General features: G+C 55.9%; 18 protein-coding genes, 1 tRNA gene and 1 pseudogene. 9 read left to right on the forward strand and 11 right to left on the reverse strand.

The features are described 5' to 3' along the window. The first annotated feature begins 7 nt into the window (after positions 1-7). Positions 8-418 carry a hypothetical protein gene (locus AB4P91_RS23875; RefSeq protein ID WP_395603848.1) on the forward strand — a complete coding sequence of 137 codons (411 nt, stop codon included), beginning with the start codon at positions 8-10 and terminating at the stop codon, positions 416-418. A 52-nt stretch (positions 419-470) separates the two neighbouring features. Here AB4P91_RS23875 and AB4P91_RS23880 read toward each other — a convergent pair. Continuing rightward, positions 471-707: pseudogene (locus tag AB4P91_RS23880) on the reverse strand (diguanylate phosphodiesterase); the annotation flags it as partial. A gap of 174 nt (positions 708-881) precedes the next feature. Between AB4P91_RS23880 and AB4P91_RS23885 the strand changes: the two are divergent. From AB4P91_RS23885 to AB4P91_RS23895, 3 genes are all read left to right on the forward strand, one after another. Beyond that, positions 882-1118, forward strand: a complete 237-nt coding sequence (locus tag AB4P91_RS23885) for a ParB N-terminal domain-containing protein (protein WP_395605002.1) — start codon at positions 882-884, stop codon at positions 1116-1118. Next, on the forward strand, positions 1115-1543 hold the full coding sequence (locus tag AB4P91_RS23890) for a DUF6896 domain-containing protein (RefSeq protein ID WP_150595643.1): 429 nt from the start codon (positions 1115-1117) through the stop codon (positions 1541-1543). The genes AB4P91_RS23885 and AB4P91_RS23890 overlap by 4 nt, the downstream gene beginning before the upstream one ends. Before the next feature lie 123 nt (positions 1544-1666). Continuing rightward, a complete protein-coding gene (locus AB4P91_RS23895; protein ID WP_150595642.1) occupies positions 1667-1972 on the forward strand; it encodes a contact-dependent growth inhibition system immunity protein in 306 nt (101 codons plus the stop codon). 7 nt (positions 1973-1979) lie between these two features. Here the strand turns inward: AB4P91_RS23895 and AB4P91_RS23900 are convergent, their stop codons facing one another. From AB4P91_RS23900 to AB4P91_RS23915, 4 genes are all read right to left on the reverse strand, one after another. Continuing rightward, complete coding sequence (locus AB4P91_RS23900) at positions 1980-2123, reverse strand: hypothetical protein (RefSeq protein ID WP_191624089.1); 144 nt, start codon at positions 2121-2123, stop codon at positions 1980-1982. Between the two features lie 85 nt (positions 2124-2208). Next, on the reverse strand, positions 2209-2379 hold the full coding sequence (locus tag AB4P91_RS23905) for a hypothetical protein (RefSeq protein ID WP_164488108.1): 171 nt from the start codon (positions 2377-2379) through the stop codon (positions 2209-2211). A 123-nt stretch (positions 2380-2502) separates the two neighbouring features. Beyond that, entirely contained in the window at positions 2503-2925 is a 423-nt protein-coding gene (locus AB4P91_RS23910; RefSeq protein ID WP_115148196.1) for a YMGG-like glycine zipper-containing protein, read from the reverse strand. 137 nt (positions 2926-3062) lie between these two features. After that, positions 3063-3434, reverse strand: coding sequence for a glycine zipper domain-containing protein (locus tag AB4P91_RS23915; RefSeq protein ID WP_150595641.1), 372 nt, complete (start codon positions 3432-3434; stop codon positions 3063-3065). Here AB4P91_RS23915 and AB4P91_RS23920 point away from each other — a divergent pair. Further along, positions 3433-3663 carry a hypothetical protein gene (locus AB4P91_RS23920; RefSeq protein ID WP_150595640.1) on the forward strand — a complete coding sequence of 77 codons (231 nt, stop codon included), beginning with the start codon at positions 3433-3435 and terminating at the stop codon, positions 3661-3663. The genes AB4P91_RS23915 and AB4P91_RS23920 overlap by 2 nt on opposite strands. Before the next feature lie 97 nt (positions 3664-3760). Here AB4P91_RS23920 and AB4P91_RS23925 read toward each other — a convergent pair whose 3' ends face one another. The 3 genes from AB4P91_RS23925 to AB4P91_RS23935 all read right to left on the reverse strand — a co-directional run bounded on the left by AB4P91_RS23925 (position 3761) and on the right by AB4P91_RS23935 (position 4675). After that, positions 3761-3949, reverse strand: a complete 189-nt coding sequence (locus tag AB4P91_RS23925) for a hypothetical protein (RefSeq protein ID WP_150595639.1) — start codon at positions 3947-3949, stop codon at positions 3761-3763. Between the two features lie 163 nt (positions 3950-4112). Continuing rightward, positions 4113-4433, reverse strand: coding sequence for a YbjQ family protein (locus AB4P91_RS23930; RefSeq protein WP_047300625.1), 321 nt, complete (start codon positions 4431-4433; stop codon positions 4113-4115). A gap of 152 nt (positions 4434-4585) precedes the next feature. Next, positions 4586-4675, reverse strand: a tRNA-Ser gene (locus AB4P91_RS23935). Between the two features lie 295 nt (positions 4676-4970). Here AB4P91_RS23935 and AB4P91_RS23940 point away from each other — a divergent pair. The 3 genes from AB4P91_RS23940 (at position 4971) to AB4P91_RS23950 (ending at position 7703) form a co-directional block, all read left to right on the forward strand. Next, the gene (locus AB4P91_RS23940) at positions 4971-5660 is read left to right on the forward strand and encodes a crotonase/enoyl-CoA hydratase family protein (RefSeq protein WP_150595638.1); all 690 of its coding nucleotides are present in this window, start codon (positions 4971-4973) and stop codon (positions 5658-5660) included. 215 nt (positions 5661-5875) lie between these two features. After that, on the forward strand, positions 5876-6598 hold the full coding sequence (locus AB4P91_RS23945; RefSeq protein ID WP_150688924.1) for a 1-acyl-sn-glycerol-3-phosphate acyltransferase: 723 nt from the start codon (positions 5876-5878) through the stop codon (positions 6596-6598). A 133-nt stretch (positions 6599-6731) separates the two neighbouring features. After that, on the forward strand, positions 6732-7703 hold the full coding sequence (locus AB4P91_RS23950) for a magnesium and cobalt transport protein CorA (protein ID WP_042558467.1): 972 nt from the start codon (positions 6732-6734) through the stop codon (positions 7701-7703). 105 nt (positions 7704-7808) lie between these two features. On the opposite strand, the gene AB4P91_RS23955 is transcribed toward AB4P91_RS23950, so the two are convergent. The 3 genes from AB4P91_RS23955 to AB4P91_RS23965 all read right to left on the reverse strand — a co-directional run bounded on the left by AB4P91_RS23955 (position 7809) and on the right by AB4P91_RS23965 (position 11998). Continuing rightward, the gene (locus AB4P91_RS23955) at positions 7809-8531 is read right to left on the reverse strand and encodes an amidotransferase (protein ID WP_150596978.1); all 723 of its coding nucleotides are present in this window, start codon (positions 8529-8531) and stop codon (positions 7809-7811) included. 92 nt (positions 8532-8623) lie between these two features. Continuing rightward, positions 8624-10768: a 3-hydroxyacyl-CoA dehydrogenase NAD-binding domain-containing protein gene (locus tag AB4P91_RS23960; protein ID WP_395603849.1), complete on the reverse strand. Its 2145-nt coding sequence runs from the start codon at positions 10766-10768 to the stop codon at positions 8624-8626. 24 nt (positions 10769-10792) lie between these two features. Then, the gene (locus AB4P91_RS23965; RefSeq protein ID WP_395603850.1) at positions 10793-11998 is read right to left on the reverse strand and encodes an acetyl-CoA C-acetyltransferase; all 1206 of its coding nucleotides are present in this window, start codon (positions 11996-11998) and stop codon (positions 10793-10795) included. A gap of 585 nt (positions 11999-12583) precedes the next feature. On the opposite strand from AB4P91_RS23965, the gene AB4P91_RS23970 reads away from it, so the two are divergent. Then, on the forward strand, positions 12584-13405 hold the full coding sequence (locus AB4P91_RS23970) for a cytochrome c (protein WP_150595647.1): 822 nt from the start codon (positions 12584-12586) through the stop codon (positions 13403-13405). Positions 13406-13528 lie beyond the last annotated feature (123 nt).

A 13528-nucleotide genomic window follows, 5' to 3' on the forward strand; every position in this document is an offset into this window, starting at 1 on the left:
GCTAGTAATGTTTATAGATTCAGATACCGGTGAGCCATTTAACCCTACTCCCGCTTTTTTTTTGGCGGGTGTCGATATTTATGATCGAGAAGAAACTTTAGGGGAAAGGCTGGAAAAGCTTGATCCCAATGATTCCGCTGATAGGGAAAGAATAATACTTGATTACTGTTTACCTACAAGGAAGTCGTATCGACATAAATATTTGATTTATAAGTCGCTACAAAATGCCTTAAATGAAGCGGATTATGATTTTGAATCGTTTTTTAAATATGATCCGGAGGCGTACTCTTCATTCCCGGATGGCTGGGATGAGATGCTAAGCTTCAGGGTTTTTTTTGAGGATATATTTAGGTTGGCTACGATCGTATGGGAAGATGATTTGCGAAAGGCTAGTCTTGAAGATCAATTAAATTGGTAAATATTTAAATTGGCATAAGCTGGCAATTAAAGTTTTGAGTTTGTTCGAATAATCAGCGTTGGCCGATTAGTTGCAGGGTGTGGAGGCCGACGGCGGTGGTGGTGTCCAGCAAATACACGCTATGACCCGGAACATTCTTCGCATGATGCTTAGCCTGCAAAGCCATCTCCGCGAGCTGGCTCGCGTCGTGTTGTGCGCAAGTTTCAGGATGCAGATGCACCACGACGATCGATAGTGACAGCAGCGGAAACTACTGCCGCACACCCTGACGATTCGGCGCGATAAAGCATCGCCGGGTAAGCCGGGTTGTAAGGTGCCGGGTGATGTCAGTGGCGCTAAGGTAGATGAGGGTGAGCCGAACCTACCGGCCATTGCTCACAATATAGATCCAAAAACTTTGAAGCGAGTACATACAATAGAGGGAAAGACTTCAACCAAGACAGTCGAGGATTATAAAAACAAAATGCGCAACGGATACGACCCAGAAGTCCCCATCGACGTCATAGAACACGACGGCAACCTATATATTCTGGACGGACACCATCGCGCAGCAGCTGCACGGCAAACTTCGACAAATGTGACAATTAGGCTCATAACCGATCTCTTAAAGTACGACAGATCTCTAAATAGTATTGAAGAGGTAATAGAGTCAGCAAACAACGTAGGTTTAGACAGATTGGAGCATCGGAGAAGAAGATGAGCGATCAAAATGAAACTTTGGAAATTCTGATAAATGACTTTATCTCCATGGTGGAGTCCAGCACGCTGATACTTGAGTGCAAATTTGGCACTCGAGACATTCGAAGGCTTTGGCGCACCAATGCAATAAAGCGATGCGGAAAAGTCGCTCGAGGCGTTAAATATGAATTACATGGCATTGGCTGCCGCATCAATTTATCGACAGGAAGCGTAGATTTCGACTATGGCCCTAATGGTGAAATTAATGGGTTTGATACTTGGCGCCTATACAACTTTGCCCGTGAAAGACCATCCAAACATAAAAAATACTGCGACGAAGAAATCATTAAAAAAGAACTCGAAGAATATATAAAGCTTAAGAAAATCAAAAAAATGTCAGCCATCAGCAACCTGTATGTATTGACTGACCCAAAAGAAACCGATTAGACACAACCACAAAAAAGGGCCTATTAACTCAGGCCCTTAAGAACAAATACAAACGCTCAACTCACTACAAAAACACCTCACTACTCATCCTCCCCGTAACACTCACCGTCCAAGGCATCGCAAATGACAAATGATTCCTTCCCTGAGCTTTTTCAGTTCCTCGGCGCATATTTCCATCAAGACTGGATGTGTGAATCCGATTTGGCAGATGACATTATCATGTCGTTCACTACAGATTCCGAAGCAGCCATAATCCTAGATGTAGCGAAGGAAATTGCAGCACTCCTGACTTTGAATCTTGCAGAGCCTGACTTACGAAACTTCCTATTGAAAGAAATGGGATGTTATTACTGCTATTGGCATGAATGGCCGAATGGGGTCGAATGGCTAGAACACATTAATCTTTTACTGAAAAAAAGAAGTATTTGACCAATCATTAGTCTTCAGGAGCATCTTCACTTGAATCATCGCCCTCCTCATCCTCCAGCGGCAAATCATCTCGCCCCAACGGATCCGTAGGCGAAGGCAACGGATATTCCGGCGTGTCATCGACCTCATCGCTCTTCAACTCACCACTCATTTCACACCTCTCAAAGGGCCTGAAAAACACAGGCCCTGAAGATTCGGATTTCACGCTGCCAACACGTGCATCCAACGAACTTCGGTCACTGCTCATCCTCCTCCTCGTCATACTCACCATCCAGTGCATCATCCGAATCATTTAGCGGCACCGTCGCATCGTCCATAACCGACCCCGGATCTTCATTCCCCGGATCGTTGATGAACGGCAGCCCGCTTGAACCTTTTTCTTCCTTGCCTTCAGTTTCGGGAGTCATGGCATACCTCGGGATTTCGGGGGAGTGTATGACGTTCGAAACGCCCTGCCGCCAATCGTTCCCGAGTCCGATGAGCAGAAACGAAAAACCCGGCGCAGGGCCGGGTTTCTGTTTAAACATCAATCAACGATGTTTGTTCTTATGCTTGTTCTTGTGTTTATGACCACCACCGGAATGAGACTTACCGCCATCGTCACCCAGGTTGTTGCCAACAGCACCACCTGCCGCGCCACCCAAGCCTGCACCGATGGCCGAACCGGTTGACCCGCCCAGGCTATTGCCGACCACTGAACCGCCGGCGGCACCGAGGCCGCCGCCAATAGCGGCTTCCGTACGACTGCGTTTATCCGCCCCAACGGCACTGCCCGCCGCGCCGCCCAAACCTGCACCCACCGCAGCGCCCGTGCTACCACCGAGTTGTCCGCCAACCACGTTGCCCAACGCACCACCCAAGCCACCACCGACGGCGGCGGTGCCGTCGCCGGCAGCCATCGCGCCTTGAGCAACCAGCAATCCGAAAAACAGTGCAGATAATGACAATCGCATTTGAACCTCACAGTTCCCGAAGCGGGACAGTCCGCCCGTACAAGGGCTTATAAGCTATTGGAGGCACTAGCGGGAAAAACGTTCAGCAACCAAAAAGCCCGACATCAAGTCGGGCTTTTTCTGACAGGCAATCAATCTCAGTGACGCTTGTGGCCTTTGGACAGGTTGCTGCCCACCGCACCGCCAGCTGCACCACCCAAGCCTGCACCGATGGTCGCACCATTTCGGCCGCCGAGGCTGTTGCCAATCACCGAACCGCCGGCCGCGCCGACACCGCCGCCAATGGCCGCTTTGGTCCGACTGCCCTTGCGTGCCGCCACCGCACTGCCCGCTGCGCCTGCTACGCCCGCGCCGATCGCCGCACCAGTGCTGCCGCCCATTTTCTGACCGACCACATTACCCAGCGCACCGCCCAGGCCACCGCCCAATGCCGCCGTGCCATCGCCGGCAGCCATTGCTCCTTGAATAAAGAAAAGGCCAAGAACCAAAGCAGGGAGTGTTAAACGCATGACGAAAACCTCAAAAACAGAGATGACAAAAAAAGACCGGGATTTAATGTCGCCAGAGGGCAAACGTCCAGACGGCAACAAAGCACAGCGAGCACTTGGCGCCGATTTGACCGCGATTCTGGAAAAGGTTTTACGGCAGGCAAAAAAAAGCCCGCTGGGGAGACGGGCTGGAGAGTTGCTTTCTAACGGATGGCTTCACCTTAATCCGGACTACGTGAAAAGTTTGTGAAAAAAAAGCAGTTCTTTAAACCATCTTGAGAATGTATCGGCGGTCAGCGATCAGACGTAAAAAACCCCGTTTAATGACGGGGTCATGTCGAGAAAGCTTATTTTCTGGCCCGGGCCATCACCTTGGGAAGAAATTTCGCCTTCGGCCCTTTCGGCGCTGCGGATTTGATCTTGGCGTTCTGAATCGTGTCTTCGCCAAAGCCCGACTGGTACTCGCTCTGTCCGCAGCGGACGCAGTTGTTAAAGGAAAATTCAGCGCCATCGTCTTCGATATACGGTTGAGTCATGCCATCTCCCCTTCGTAACAGGTCGACACCGGCAAAACCCTCTCGCCTGAAAAGTATCGGCCCCTCAGACTTTTGAGACTAGCCGGTCATTACTGGACTTGTTATTCAGATCGGCCGACGCCCGACGAATGGCCTACAAACATTCAACGCCGCAGCGGCTCGCTCAGCGCAACTTCACCGCTGTACCCGTCACGAACACCACAACCATGCCGCCCTTGCCCGCCGGCATGCTGATCTCGAAATCCAGCCCGACCACCGCATCTGCCTGCAAGGCACGCGCTCGTTCCTTGATCTCGTCGGTGGCCTGAATGCGAGCTTCTTTCAATGCTCTCTCCAGCGTTTGCGACCGCCCCCCAAAGAAGTCGCGCATACCGGCGAACATGTCACGGATCACATTGACGCCTTGCACCGACTCGGCACTGACAATGTCCAGATACGCGGTGATCTGCCGGCCTTCGATGGCGTGAGTGGTGGAGATGATCATGAACGTCGTCCTTTTACTGGCAATAAAACCGCGATTGTAATGCTCAAACCAGAATTCAGCCGACCACATCACGCACGTCGGCAAATTCCAGACACCAGAAACCACAAAACCCCTGACTTCTTTCGAAATCAGGGGTTTGTGTTTACTAAATTTGGCGGTGAAGGAGAGATTCGAACTCTCGATACAGTTTCCTGTATACACACTTTCCAGGCGTGCTCCTTAAGCCACTCGGACACTTCACCGTATCTCTTCAAACATGTTCTGTCTGTCGAGGCGCGCTAATGTAGTCGAAAGCTTTTCTGATGGCAAACTTTTTTTCAGAATTTTCATGCGGTTAAGAGAAAAAGTGGTTTTCCCCATCGGCGGACCATGGCAAACCGGCCAATCTCCGGTGAGTGCGCGCCTTCTATATAGAAGCAGAATGGCTCACCACGCTGGCTGCCCCGGGAAACGGTGACCAGCGGGTCAGTCACGGCGCTTTACCTGGCCTGCGGTGGTGGGTAACGTCTGCCCATCTTTCTTACAAGGAATAGCGTCATGAGTGAGTTGATTTCCTACCACCTCGAAGACGGTATCGCGACCCTGACCTTGAGCAATGGCAAGGTCAATGCCATTTCCCCGGACGTGATTGCGGCGTTCAACGCGGCGCTGGATCAGGCAGTGACTGATCGTGCCATCGTGATCATCACCGGTCAGCCAGGCATTTTGTCCGGCGGCTATGATCTGAAAGTGATGACCGCTGGCCCGAAAGAGGCCGTGGCGCTGGTCACCGCGGGGTCGACTTTGGCCCGTCGTCTGCTTTCTCACCCGTTCCCGGTGATCGTTGCTTGCCCGGGTCATGCCGTGGCCAAAGGCGCGTTCATTCTGTTGTCTGCCGATTACCGCATCGGTGTCGATGGCCCGTTCAGCATTGGCCTGAACGAAGTGCAGATCGGCATGACCATGCACCACGCCGGTATCGAACTGGCCCGTGACCGCCTGCGTCGCTCGGCGTTCCACCGTTCGGTGATCAACGGTGAGATGTTCGATCCGCAAAGTGCTGTGGATGCCGGCTTCCTCGACAAGGTGGTTGCCGCCGAGGAACTGCAAGGCGCCGCGCTCGCCGCCGCACGTCAATTGAAGAAGATCAACATGACCGCGCACAAGAACACCAAACTGAAGGTGCGTAAGGCGCTGCTGGAAACCCTGGATAACGCGATCATCCAGGATCAGGAGCATCTGGGTTAAACCCGGCTCACGCGATGAAGAAAAGCCCGACCGTCGTGTCGGGCTTTTTCTTACACGCGGGGTTGAACATGCCGCGGCTGCTCTAGGACGCGTCTGACGAACGGCTTGGAAACATGCGCTTAAACATCGGCTATCTCCGGACTCTATAGTGGCAATTGCCGAAAACAGTGCACATCCGTACACTGCGCCACCTTTTGCGCCGGTGGGGCCTGAAAATGCTGTTTGTGTTTCGTATGTTGTTGATGGGCCTGCACTTTATTCTCGCGGGTGTGCTTGGGGTTGTTCTCGGCCTGTGCCGTCCATTCAATCCGGACAACAGCCGTCTGTGCGCCCGCCTCTACGCTCTGCCGGCGATGTGCATTTTGCGTTTGCGAGTGAAGACCGACGTCAGCGGGTTGATGAACAAGCCCGACAGTTGCGTGATCATTGCGAACCACCAGTCCAACTATGATCTGTTCGTGTTTGGCAATGTCGTGCCGCGCCGTACCGTGTGCATTGGCAAGAAGAGCCTGAAATGGGTGCCGTTGTTCGGGCAGTTGTTCTGGCTGGCGGGTAACGTGTTGATCGACCGAGGCAATGCGCAAAAAGCTCGCCAGTCGATGGTGACTACCACGAATACCTTGCAGAACGAAAAGACCTCAATCTGGGTGTTCCCCGAAGGCACGCGCAACCTCGGCGAAGAGCTGCTGCCGTTCAAGAAAGGCGCGTTCCAGATGGCGATTGCTGCCGGTGTGCCGATTGTTCCGGTGTGTGTCAGTAGCTACGTCAAGCACATGCGCCTGAACCGCTGGCGCAGCGGGAAAATCCTCATACGCTCGCTGCCGGCCATTCCTACTGCCGGGCTGACCATGGACGACATGCCCATGCTCATCGAGCAGTGCCGCGAGCAGATGCGCGAATGCATCGAAGCGCTGGATCACCAACTGCAAGCCGCCTGAAAAACAAACCCGCCCTGTGCGGGTTTTCTTTCGCCGGGTGAACTGTGCAGATTTCACTGACTCTCAAGCAGCGACAAGGCTAAGCTGAGGCCTGGTCTCCCAGTCATCTGCCAAGAAGAAGTGAATCACCACCATGGGTCGAGTTGTTGCTGCTGCGGTGTACAGCGAGGGCAAAAAAGTCACCAACATTACCCTTGATGAAGGCGCGGCCTGGGCCGCGAAGACCGGTCACTTTGTGTGGATCGGTCTGGAAGAGCCGGACGCTCAGGAGCTGTCCAATTTGCAACGCCAATTCAACCTGCACGAATTGGCCATCGAAGATGCCTTGGAAAAACACAGCCGACCGAAGCTGGAAACCTTCGGCGACGCTTTGTTTATCGTCACCTACTCGCCCATTCGTGAACACGGGATTCTGCAGTTCATCGAAACCCATATCTTCGCCGGCAAGGGCTACATCATTACCGCACGCAACGGTCACTCGGCGTCCTACGCCCATGTCCGCCAACGTTGTGAGGCGCGTCCGCTGTTGCTGGAGCACGGGGAAGATTTCGTACTTTATGCGCTGCTCGACTTTGTCATCGAAAACTATCAGCCCGTGGGCGAAGCGATCCACGCCGAAATTGATGAGCTGGAGCGCAACGTGCTGTGCAGTGCGTTGAACGAACACGACATTCAGAAGCTTCACGGATTGCGCCGTGATGTCGTGCGTCTGCGCCGCTATGCCGCGCCAATGGTGGAGATCAGCGAGGAACTGCAAAAACTCAGCTTCCCGTTCATCGACAAGAACATGCGCCCGTATTTCCGCGACGTGCAGATCCATGTAACGCGGCAAATGGAAGACCTGACGACACTGGCGGACATTGCCAGCCAGACCATCGAGATTGGCGTGTTGCTGGAAGCGTCACGGCAGAGCGTGGTGCAGCGCAAGTTTGCCGCGTGGGCGGCGATTCTGGCGTTTCCGACGGCGGTGGCGGGGATTTACGGGATGAATTTCCAGAACATGCCGGAGCTGAGCTGGCATTACGGCTATTTTGGCGTGCTGGGATTTATCACGGTGGGTTGTGTGAGTTTGTGGGCGAGTTTCAAGAAATCAGGGTGGTTGTAAAAGCAAACGATCGTCCGATCGCGGCCCGAGCCTTCGGCAGCGCCTACAGGTTGTACTTTATCCCACTGTAGGCGCTGCCACAGGCTGCGATCTTTTGATCTGCAGTCAGGCAGCTTCAGGCTTGTGCGCCACAAACCGCATCATCCATTCCGCGACCGTAGCACCATGGTGTTCCTGCTCCAGGCTCGCCACGCCCGTGCTGTAAATCTGCGTACCCAAGGCTTCCTGACGCAAATCCAGCAACGCGCGCGAGTAGTCGTGGATAAATTCCGGGTGGCCCTGGAAGCACAGCACTTGGTCATTGATGTGATACGCCGCAAACGGGCAGAAATCACTGGATGCGATCACCGTGGCGTTTTCCGGTAGCGCAGTGACCTGATCCTGATGACTGATCAACAGCGTCAGCTCTTCACGCACCGGGCTCATCCACGGAGCCTTTGCCGCGAGTTTGTAACTGTGGGTGCCGACGCCCCAGCCTTGCGTGGCGCGTTCGCTTTTGCCGCCCAGCAACAACGCCAGCAGTTGATGGCCGAAGCACACGCCGAGCAGCTTGTCGCCACGCTCGTAGCGGTTCAGCAAGTATTCCCTTAGGGTCTCGATCCACGGGTCGGTGCCGAAGGAATCGGCCTTGCTGCCAGTGACCAGATACGCATCGAACGTCAGGTCGTCGCTCGGGTATTCGCCCTGCATCACGTTGTACACCGTGAACTCGGCGGCAATCGGTTGCTGCGAGAACAGGCGCTGGAACATCTGCCCGTAACCCTGATATTGATCGACCAGTTCTGGACGCAGGATGTCGGTTTCCAGAATGCAGATGCGTAGCGACATAAAAAATACCTGACACATGATGGGAATAATGAACACCTCAGAGCCTGCCTTGAAACACCCTGGCAAGGCAAGCCCCGGAATGCTCGTCGCCCTTAGAACATCTCACCTTTTGCCGCTTTATCCAGCAGCAGCGCAGGCGGTGCGAAACGCTCGCCATATTGTTCGGCCAGATACTGCGCTCGGGCGACGAAATCCTTGACTCCATACTGGTTGATGAACTGCAACGCACCGCCAGTCCATGCCGCAAAACCGATGCCGAAGATCGAGCCGACGTTGGCATCCGCCGTCGAGGTCAGCACGCCCTCCTCCACACAGCGCACGGTTTCGATGGCCTGCACAAACAGCAACCTGTCACGCACGTCCTTCGGCGAAATCTGCCCGTCAGCCTTCTCGAAGTGCGTCTTCAATTCAGGCCACAAATGTTTCTGCCCCCCGGCCGGGTACTCGTAGAATCCGCCACCTGCGGCTTTGCCCGGGCGCTTGTATTCGTTGAGCAGCAAGTCAATCACGGCAAACGCCGGGTGTTCAATCAGCGGTTTCCCTTCTGCTTGTAAGTCCTTGGCGGTTTGCTTGCGGATATGGCTCATCAGGCTGAGGGAAACTTCGTCGGAGATCGCCAGAGGCCCGACTGGCATCCCGGCCTTGCGCGCTTCGGTCTCGATCATCGGCGCGCTCACACCTTCACCGAGCATGGCGATGCCTTCATTGGTGAACGTGCCGAACACCCGCGAGGTGAAGAAGCCGCGACTGTCGTTGACCACGATCGGCGTTTTCTTGATTTGCAGGACGAAATCAAACCCGCGAGCAAGGGTTTCGTCGCTGGTTTGCGCGCCTTTGATGATTTCCACCAACGGCATTTTTTCCACCGGGCTGAAGAAATGCAGGCCGATGAATTTGCTTTGATCCGGTACCGCCGTCGCCAACCCTGTGATCGGCAAGGTCGACGTGTTGGAGGCAATCACGGCGTCGGCGCCGACCACTTTCTGCGCCGCCGAAGAGACCTTGGCCTTGAGTTCGCGGTCTTCAAAAACCGCCTCGATGATCAAATCACAACCCGACAAGTCAGCATCGTTTTCGCTGGTAAGAATCCGCGCCAGCACTGCCTCACGCTGCGCGGCATCCATCTGACCACGGGCAACTTTTTTGTCCAGCAACGCCGCCGAATGCGCTTTACCCTTTTCGGCAGCAGCCAGATTGATGTCCTTGAGCACCACTTCGATACCCGCCGAGGCGCTGACAAAAGCGATCCCCGCGCCCATCATCCCGGCGCCGAGCACGCCGACCTTACGCGTAACGAACGGCGCAAAGCCCTGCGGCCGCGAGCCACCGGCGTTGATTTCGTTGAGCTGAAACCAGAACGTGCCGATCAGGTTTTTAGAGATCTGGCCGGTGGTCAACTCTGTGAAGTAGCGGGTTTCAATCAAGTGCGCGGTGTCGAAATCCACCTGCGCGCCTTCCACCGCCGCGCAGAGAATTTTCTCCGGCGCCGGCAACGTGCCTTGGGTCTTGATGCGCAGGATCGACGGCGCAATCGCCAACATCTGCGCGACTTTCGGATTCGACGGCGTGCCGCCAGGAATCTGATATCCCTTCACATCCCAACGTTGTACCGCCGTCGGATTGGCAACGATCCAGGCACGCGCCTTGGCCAGCAGCTCATCGCGATCGGCCGCCAGCTCATCGATCAATCCGGCCTGCAAAGCCTGTTGCGGACGGACCTTTTTGCCTTCGAGCAAATACGGCAGTGCTTTCTCGATGCCGAGCATGCGCACCATGCGCACTACCCCGCCGCCGCCCGGCAACAGGCCGAGGGTCACCTCCGGCAGGCCAAGTTGCACCGACGCATCGTCCAGTGCCACGCGATGATGACACGCCAGACAGATTTCCCAACCGCCGCCGAGCGCCGCGCCGTTAATGGCCGCGACCACCGGCTTACCGAGGGTTTCCAGCGTGCGCAATTGCCCTTTGAGGGTCAGCACCATGTCGTAGAAGGCTTTGGCTTCAGGCTTGCCGACCTTGATGAGTTCATTAAGGTCGCCGCCGGCGAAGAAGGTTTTCTTTGCTGACGTGATGATGACCCCGGCAATGCTGTCTTTTTCAGCCACAAGCCGGGCGACGCAGGCGGCCATTGCCTCGCGGTACACGGCGTTCATGGTGTTGGCGCTCTGGCCCGGCATGTCGATGGTGAGGACGATAATGCCGTCCTGACCTTTTTCGTAACGAATGGCTTCGCTCATAACAAGGTTCCTTGAATTCGGGGCTCAGAGGCGTTCGATGATGGTGGCAATGCCCATGCCGCCGCCGACGCACAGCGTCGCCAGGCCATAGCGCAGGCGCCGGGTTTCCAGTTCATCGAGCAAGGTGCCGAGGATCGCGCATCCGGTGGCGCCGAGCGGATGGCCCATCGCGATGGAACCGCCGTTGACGTTGACCTTGTCCGGATCGACGGCCATGTCCTTGATGAACTTCAACACCACCGAAGCAAACGCTTCGTTGACCTCGAACAGGTCGATGTCTTCCACGCGCAGGCCGGCCTTGGCCAGTGCCTTGCGGGTGGCCGGCGCGGGGCCCGTGAGCATGATGGTCGGGTCGGTGCTGGTCACCGCCGTGGCGACAATCCGCGCCCGTGGCTGCAAGCCCAGCGCCCGGCCCTTGGCTTCGGAACCGATCAACATCAGCGCCGCGCCATCGACGATCCCGGAGCTGTTGCCGGGGGTGTGTACGTGATTGATCCGTTCGACATGGCTGTAAACCCGAAGCGCCGTCGCGTCGAAACCCATCTGGCCCATCATTTCGAAACTCGGCTTGAGCTTGCCAAGCCCTTCCAGGGTCGACTCGGCACGAATGAATTCATCGTGATCGAGCAGGATGATGCCGTTCTGATCCTGCACCGGCACCAGTGACTTGTTGAACGAGCCATCGGCCCGTGCCCGTGCCGCTTTCTGTTGCGAGTGCAGCGCGTAGGCATCGACATCCTGACGGCTGAAGCCTTCAAGGGTGGCGATCAGGTCGGCGCCGATACCTTGTGGGGTGAAGTGGCCGTGCAAATTAGTTTGCGGGTCGAGCGCCCAGGCGCCGCCGTCGCTGCCCATCGGCACGCGTGACATCGACTCGACGCCGCCGACCACCACCAGGTCCTCGAATCCCGAACGCACTTTCATCGCGCCGAGATTTACCGCTTCCAGACCCGAGGCGCAGAAACGGTTGATCTGCACGCCCGCCACGCTGACGTCCCAATCGGCCACTTGCACGGCGGTTTTGGCGATGTCCGAGCCTTGATCGCCAATCGGCGTGACGCAGCCCAGCACCACGTCATCGACCTGGCTGGTGTCCAGCGCCGTGCGCTGTTGCAACGCAGTCAGCAACCCGGCCACCAGGGTCACCGGTTTGACGCTGTGCAGGGCACCATCAGCCTTGCCTTTGCCGCGCGGCGTGCGTAATGCATCGAAAATCAAAGCTTGGGTCATGACGTCCTCGAACCTGGGCGGTGAGTGAATTCTTGTGCTCCCACTCTTGGCCTGCGGGCTCAAGGATTCAATGACCACAGCGCTCAATGGTGTTGACGCACGCGCTCAGACGGACGGTCATCAGGGATCGGGTGAACCGGTTCAGGTCGGCGAGTTGTCTAGCAAGCGGCCGGCGACGGAGCTGGCAATACGCCTCATACCTTTTTAATCGCTGATAGCTGCAGCGCCATATTAAATGGATCTAAGCCAAGCGTGACGCGGGCCCTAAGGTAGAACATGTACGTCGTTGTCGTCGGGTTTTGCCGAGGCAGGCGTTCTTTAACAGGAAGTGCATCGCTTGCCGTCATGGATATGCAGGCAGGCATCAGGAAATAACAAAAAGGCGGTCAAGCCATGTTCAAGCAACCGAAAGTTCGTCAAGCAGGGCTCATTCTTTTCGCCACGACACTGTTGCTGATTTTGCCGAACCTGACCAAGGTGATCGGCTGAATCAAGAAACAGTTGCTGGTTATCGCCACTGGAAAATGTCCCTGGCCCGCTACCCGGGCCAGCGTGGCTGTGCCAATCTCTGCACATTTGCACGGCATGGACGGCGATTATTTGAAAGCGCTCATTGTGTTCGGGGCCTTGCTGCTAAGCATGCCCTTGTCAGCCGCACAGCTGGATTTACAGCTGGGCGCAAACAGCCGCATCTGGCAGACCGAGGAGCTACTCAAGCATCCTCAGGTGCAAACCCTCACGGTAAAAGACGATGTGTCCTACAAGAAGGACATGACGTATCGCGCCGTGCCCATGGCGGCGTTACTGGCCGGAATCAAACCTGAAGACCATCTGCAAGCGGTGGCGCTGGATGGCTTTGCCGCCGAGTTGGCAGCAGCGCCGCTGCTCAACACCCAAGGCTCGCGTGCCTGGCTGGCGATTGAAGACCCCGCGCATCCGTGGCCGCCATTGTCGGCGGGCAAGCACAGCGCCGGGCCGTTCTATCTGGTGTGGACCGATCCACAGGCCGGCAACATCAGCCCGGAGCAATGGCCGTTCGAGGTCGCCAGCATCAAGCGCATGGCACCCGTGGCTGAGCGCTTCCCGGCCCTGTTGCCGGACCCTGCACTGAAAGCAGATGACCCGGTGAATCAGGGGTTCGCGCTGTTTCAGAAGAACTGCCTGGCTTGCCATCGCCTTAACGGTGCGGGGGATGCGCAGTTTGGGCCGGATCTGAATATTCCGTACAACCCGACCGAGTATTTCGGTGCGGACTTCTTAAAGCGATACATCCGTGATCCGCAGAGTTTGCGCCAATGGCCTCAGGCGAAGATGCCAGGGTTTTCGGCACAGGTGCTGCCAGAGGAGGATTTGCAGATGTTAGTGGGGTATCTGAAACACATGGTGGGGCGCAAGGTTAAGCCTTGATACCTTGAGCCTTGGGTGGTTATCACTGACCTCATCGCTGGCAAGCCATCTCCCACTGGGTCACCACTGATTCACCGTCAGCGCATAACCTGTGGGAGCTGGCTTGCCAGCGATAGCGGTTTC

This window comes from Pseudomonas sp. B21128 (assembly GCF_044218865.1).
In the GTDB taxonomy this organism is placed as follows: Bacteria; Pseudomonadota; Gammaproteobacteria; order Pseudomonadales; family Pseudomonadaceae; genus Aquipseudomonas; species Aquipseudomonas iridis.

Excerpts from the sequence above, each read along its gene's own strand:
- AB4P91_RS23970 (WP_150595647.1), top strand. The coding sequence starts at position 12,584 with ATGGACGGCGATTATTTGAAAGCGCTCATTGTGTTCGGGGCCTTGCTG.
- AB4P91_RS23925 (WP_150595639.1), bottom strand. The coding sequence starts at position 3,949 with ATGACTCAACCGTATATCGAAGACGATGGCGCTGAATTTTCCTTTAAC.
- AB4P91_RS23945 (WP_150688924.1), top strand. The coding sequence starts at position 5,876 with ATGCTGTTTGTGTTTCGTATGTTGTTGATGGGCCTGCACTTTATTCTC.
- AB4P91_RS23895 (WP_150595642.1), top strand. The coding sequence starts at position 1,667 with ATGACAAATGATTCCTTCCCTGAGCTTTTTCAGTTCCTCGGCGCATAT.
- AB4P91_RS23955 (WP_150596978.1), bottom strand. The coding sequence starts at position 8,531 with ATGTCGCTACGCATCTGCATTCTGGAAACCGACATCCTGCGTCCAGAA.
- AB4P91_RS23890 (WP_150595643.1), top strand. The coding sequence starts at position 1,115 with ATGAGCGATCAAAATGAAACTTTGGAAATTCTGATAAATGACTTTATC.
- AB4P91_RS23915 (WP_150595641.1), bottom strand. The coding sequence starts at position 3,434 with ATGCGTTTAACACTCCCTGCTTTGGTTCTTGGCCTTTTCTTTATTCAA.
- AB4P91_RS23950 (WP_042558467.1), top strand. The coding sequence starts at position 6,732 with ATGGGTCGAGTTGTTGCTGCTGCGGTGTACAGCGAGGGCAAAAAAGTC.
- AB4P91_RS23930 (WP_047300625.1), bottom strand. The coding sequence starts at position 4,433 with ATGATCATCTCCACCACTCACGCCATCGAAGGCCGGCAGATCACCGCG.
- AB4P91_RS23885 (WP_395605002.1), top strand. The coding sequence starts at position 882 with ATGCGCAACGGATACGACCCAGAAGTCCCCATCGACGTCATAGAACAC.
- AB4P91_RS23900 (WP_191624089.1), bottom strand. The coding sequence starts at position 2,123 with ATGAGTGGTGAGTTGAAGAGCGATGAGGTCGATGACACGCCGGAATAT.
- AB4P91_RS23965 (WP_395603850.1), bottom strand. The coding sequence starts at position 11,998 with ATGACCCAAGCTTTGATTTTCGATGCATTACGCACGCCGCGCGGCAAA.
- AB4P91_RS23960 (WP_395603849.1), bottom strand. The coding sequence starts at position 10,768 with ATGAGCGAAGCCATTCGTTACGAAAAAGGTCAGGACGGCATTATCGTC.
- AB4P91_RS23905 (WP_164488108.1), bottom strand. The coding sequence starts at position 2,379 with ATGACTCCCGAAACTGAAGGCAAGGAAGAAAAAGGTTCAAGCGGGCTG.
- AB4P91_RS23910 (WP_115148196.1), bottom strand. The coding sequence starts at position 2,925 with ATGCGATTGTCATTATCTGCACTGTTTTTCGGATTGCTGGTTGCTCAA.
- AB4P91_RS23940 (WP_150595638.1), top strand. The coding sequence starts at position 4,971 with ATGAGTGAGTTGATTTCCTACCACCTCGAAGACGGTATCGCGACCCTG.
- AB4P91_RS23875 (WP_395603848.1), top strand. The coding sequence starts at position 8 with ATGTTTATAGATTCAGATACCGGTGAGCCATTTAACCCTACTCCCGCT.
- AB4P91_RS23920 (WP_150595640.1), top strand. The coding sequence starts at position 3,433 with ATGACGAAAACCTCAAAAACAGAGATGACAAAAAAAGACCGGGATTTA.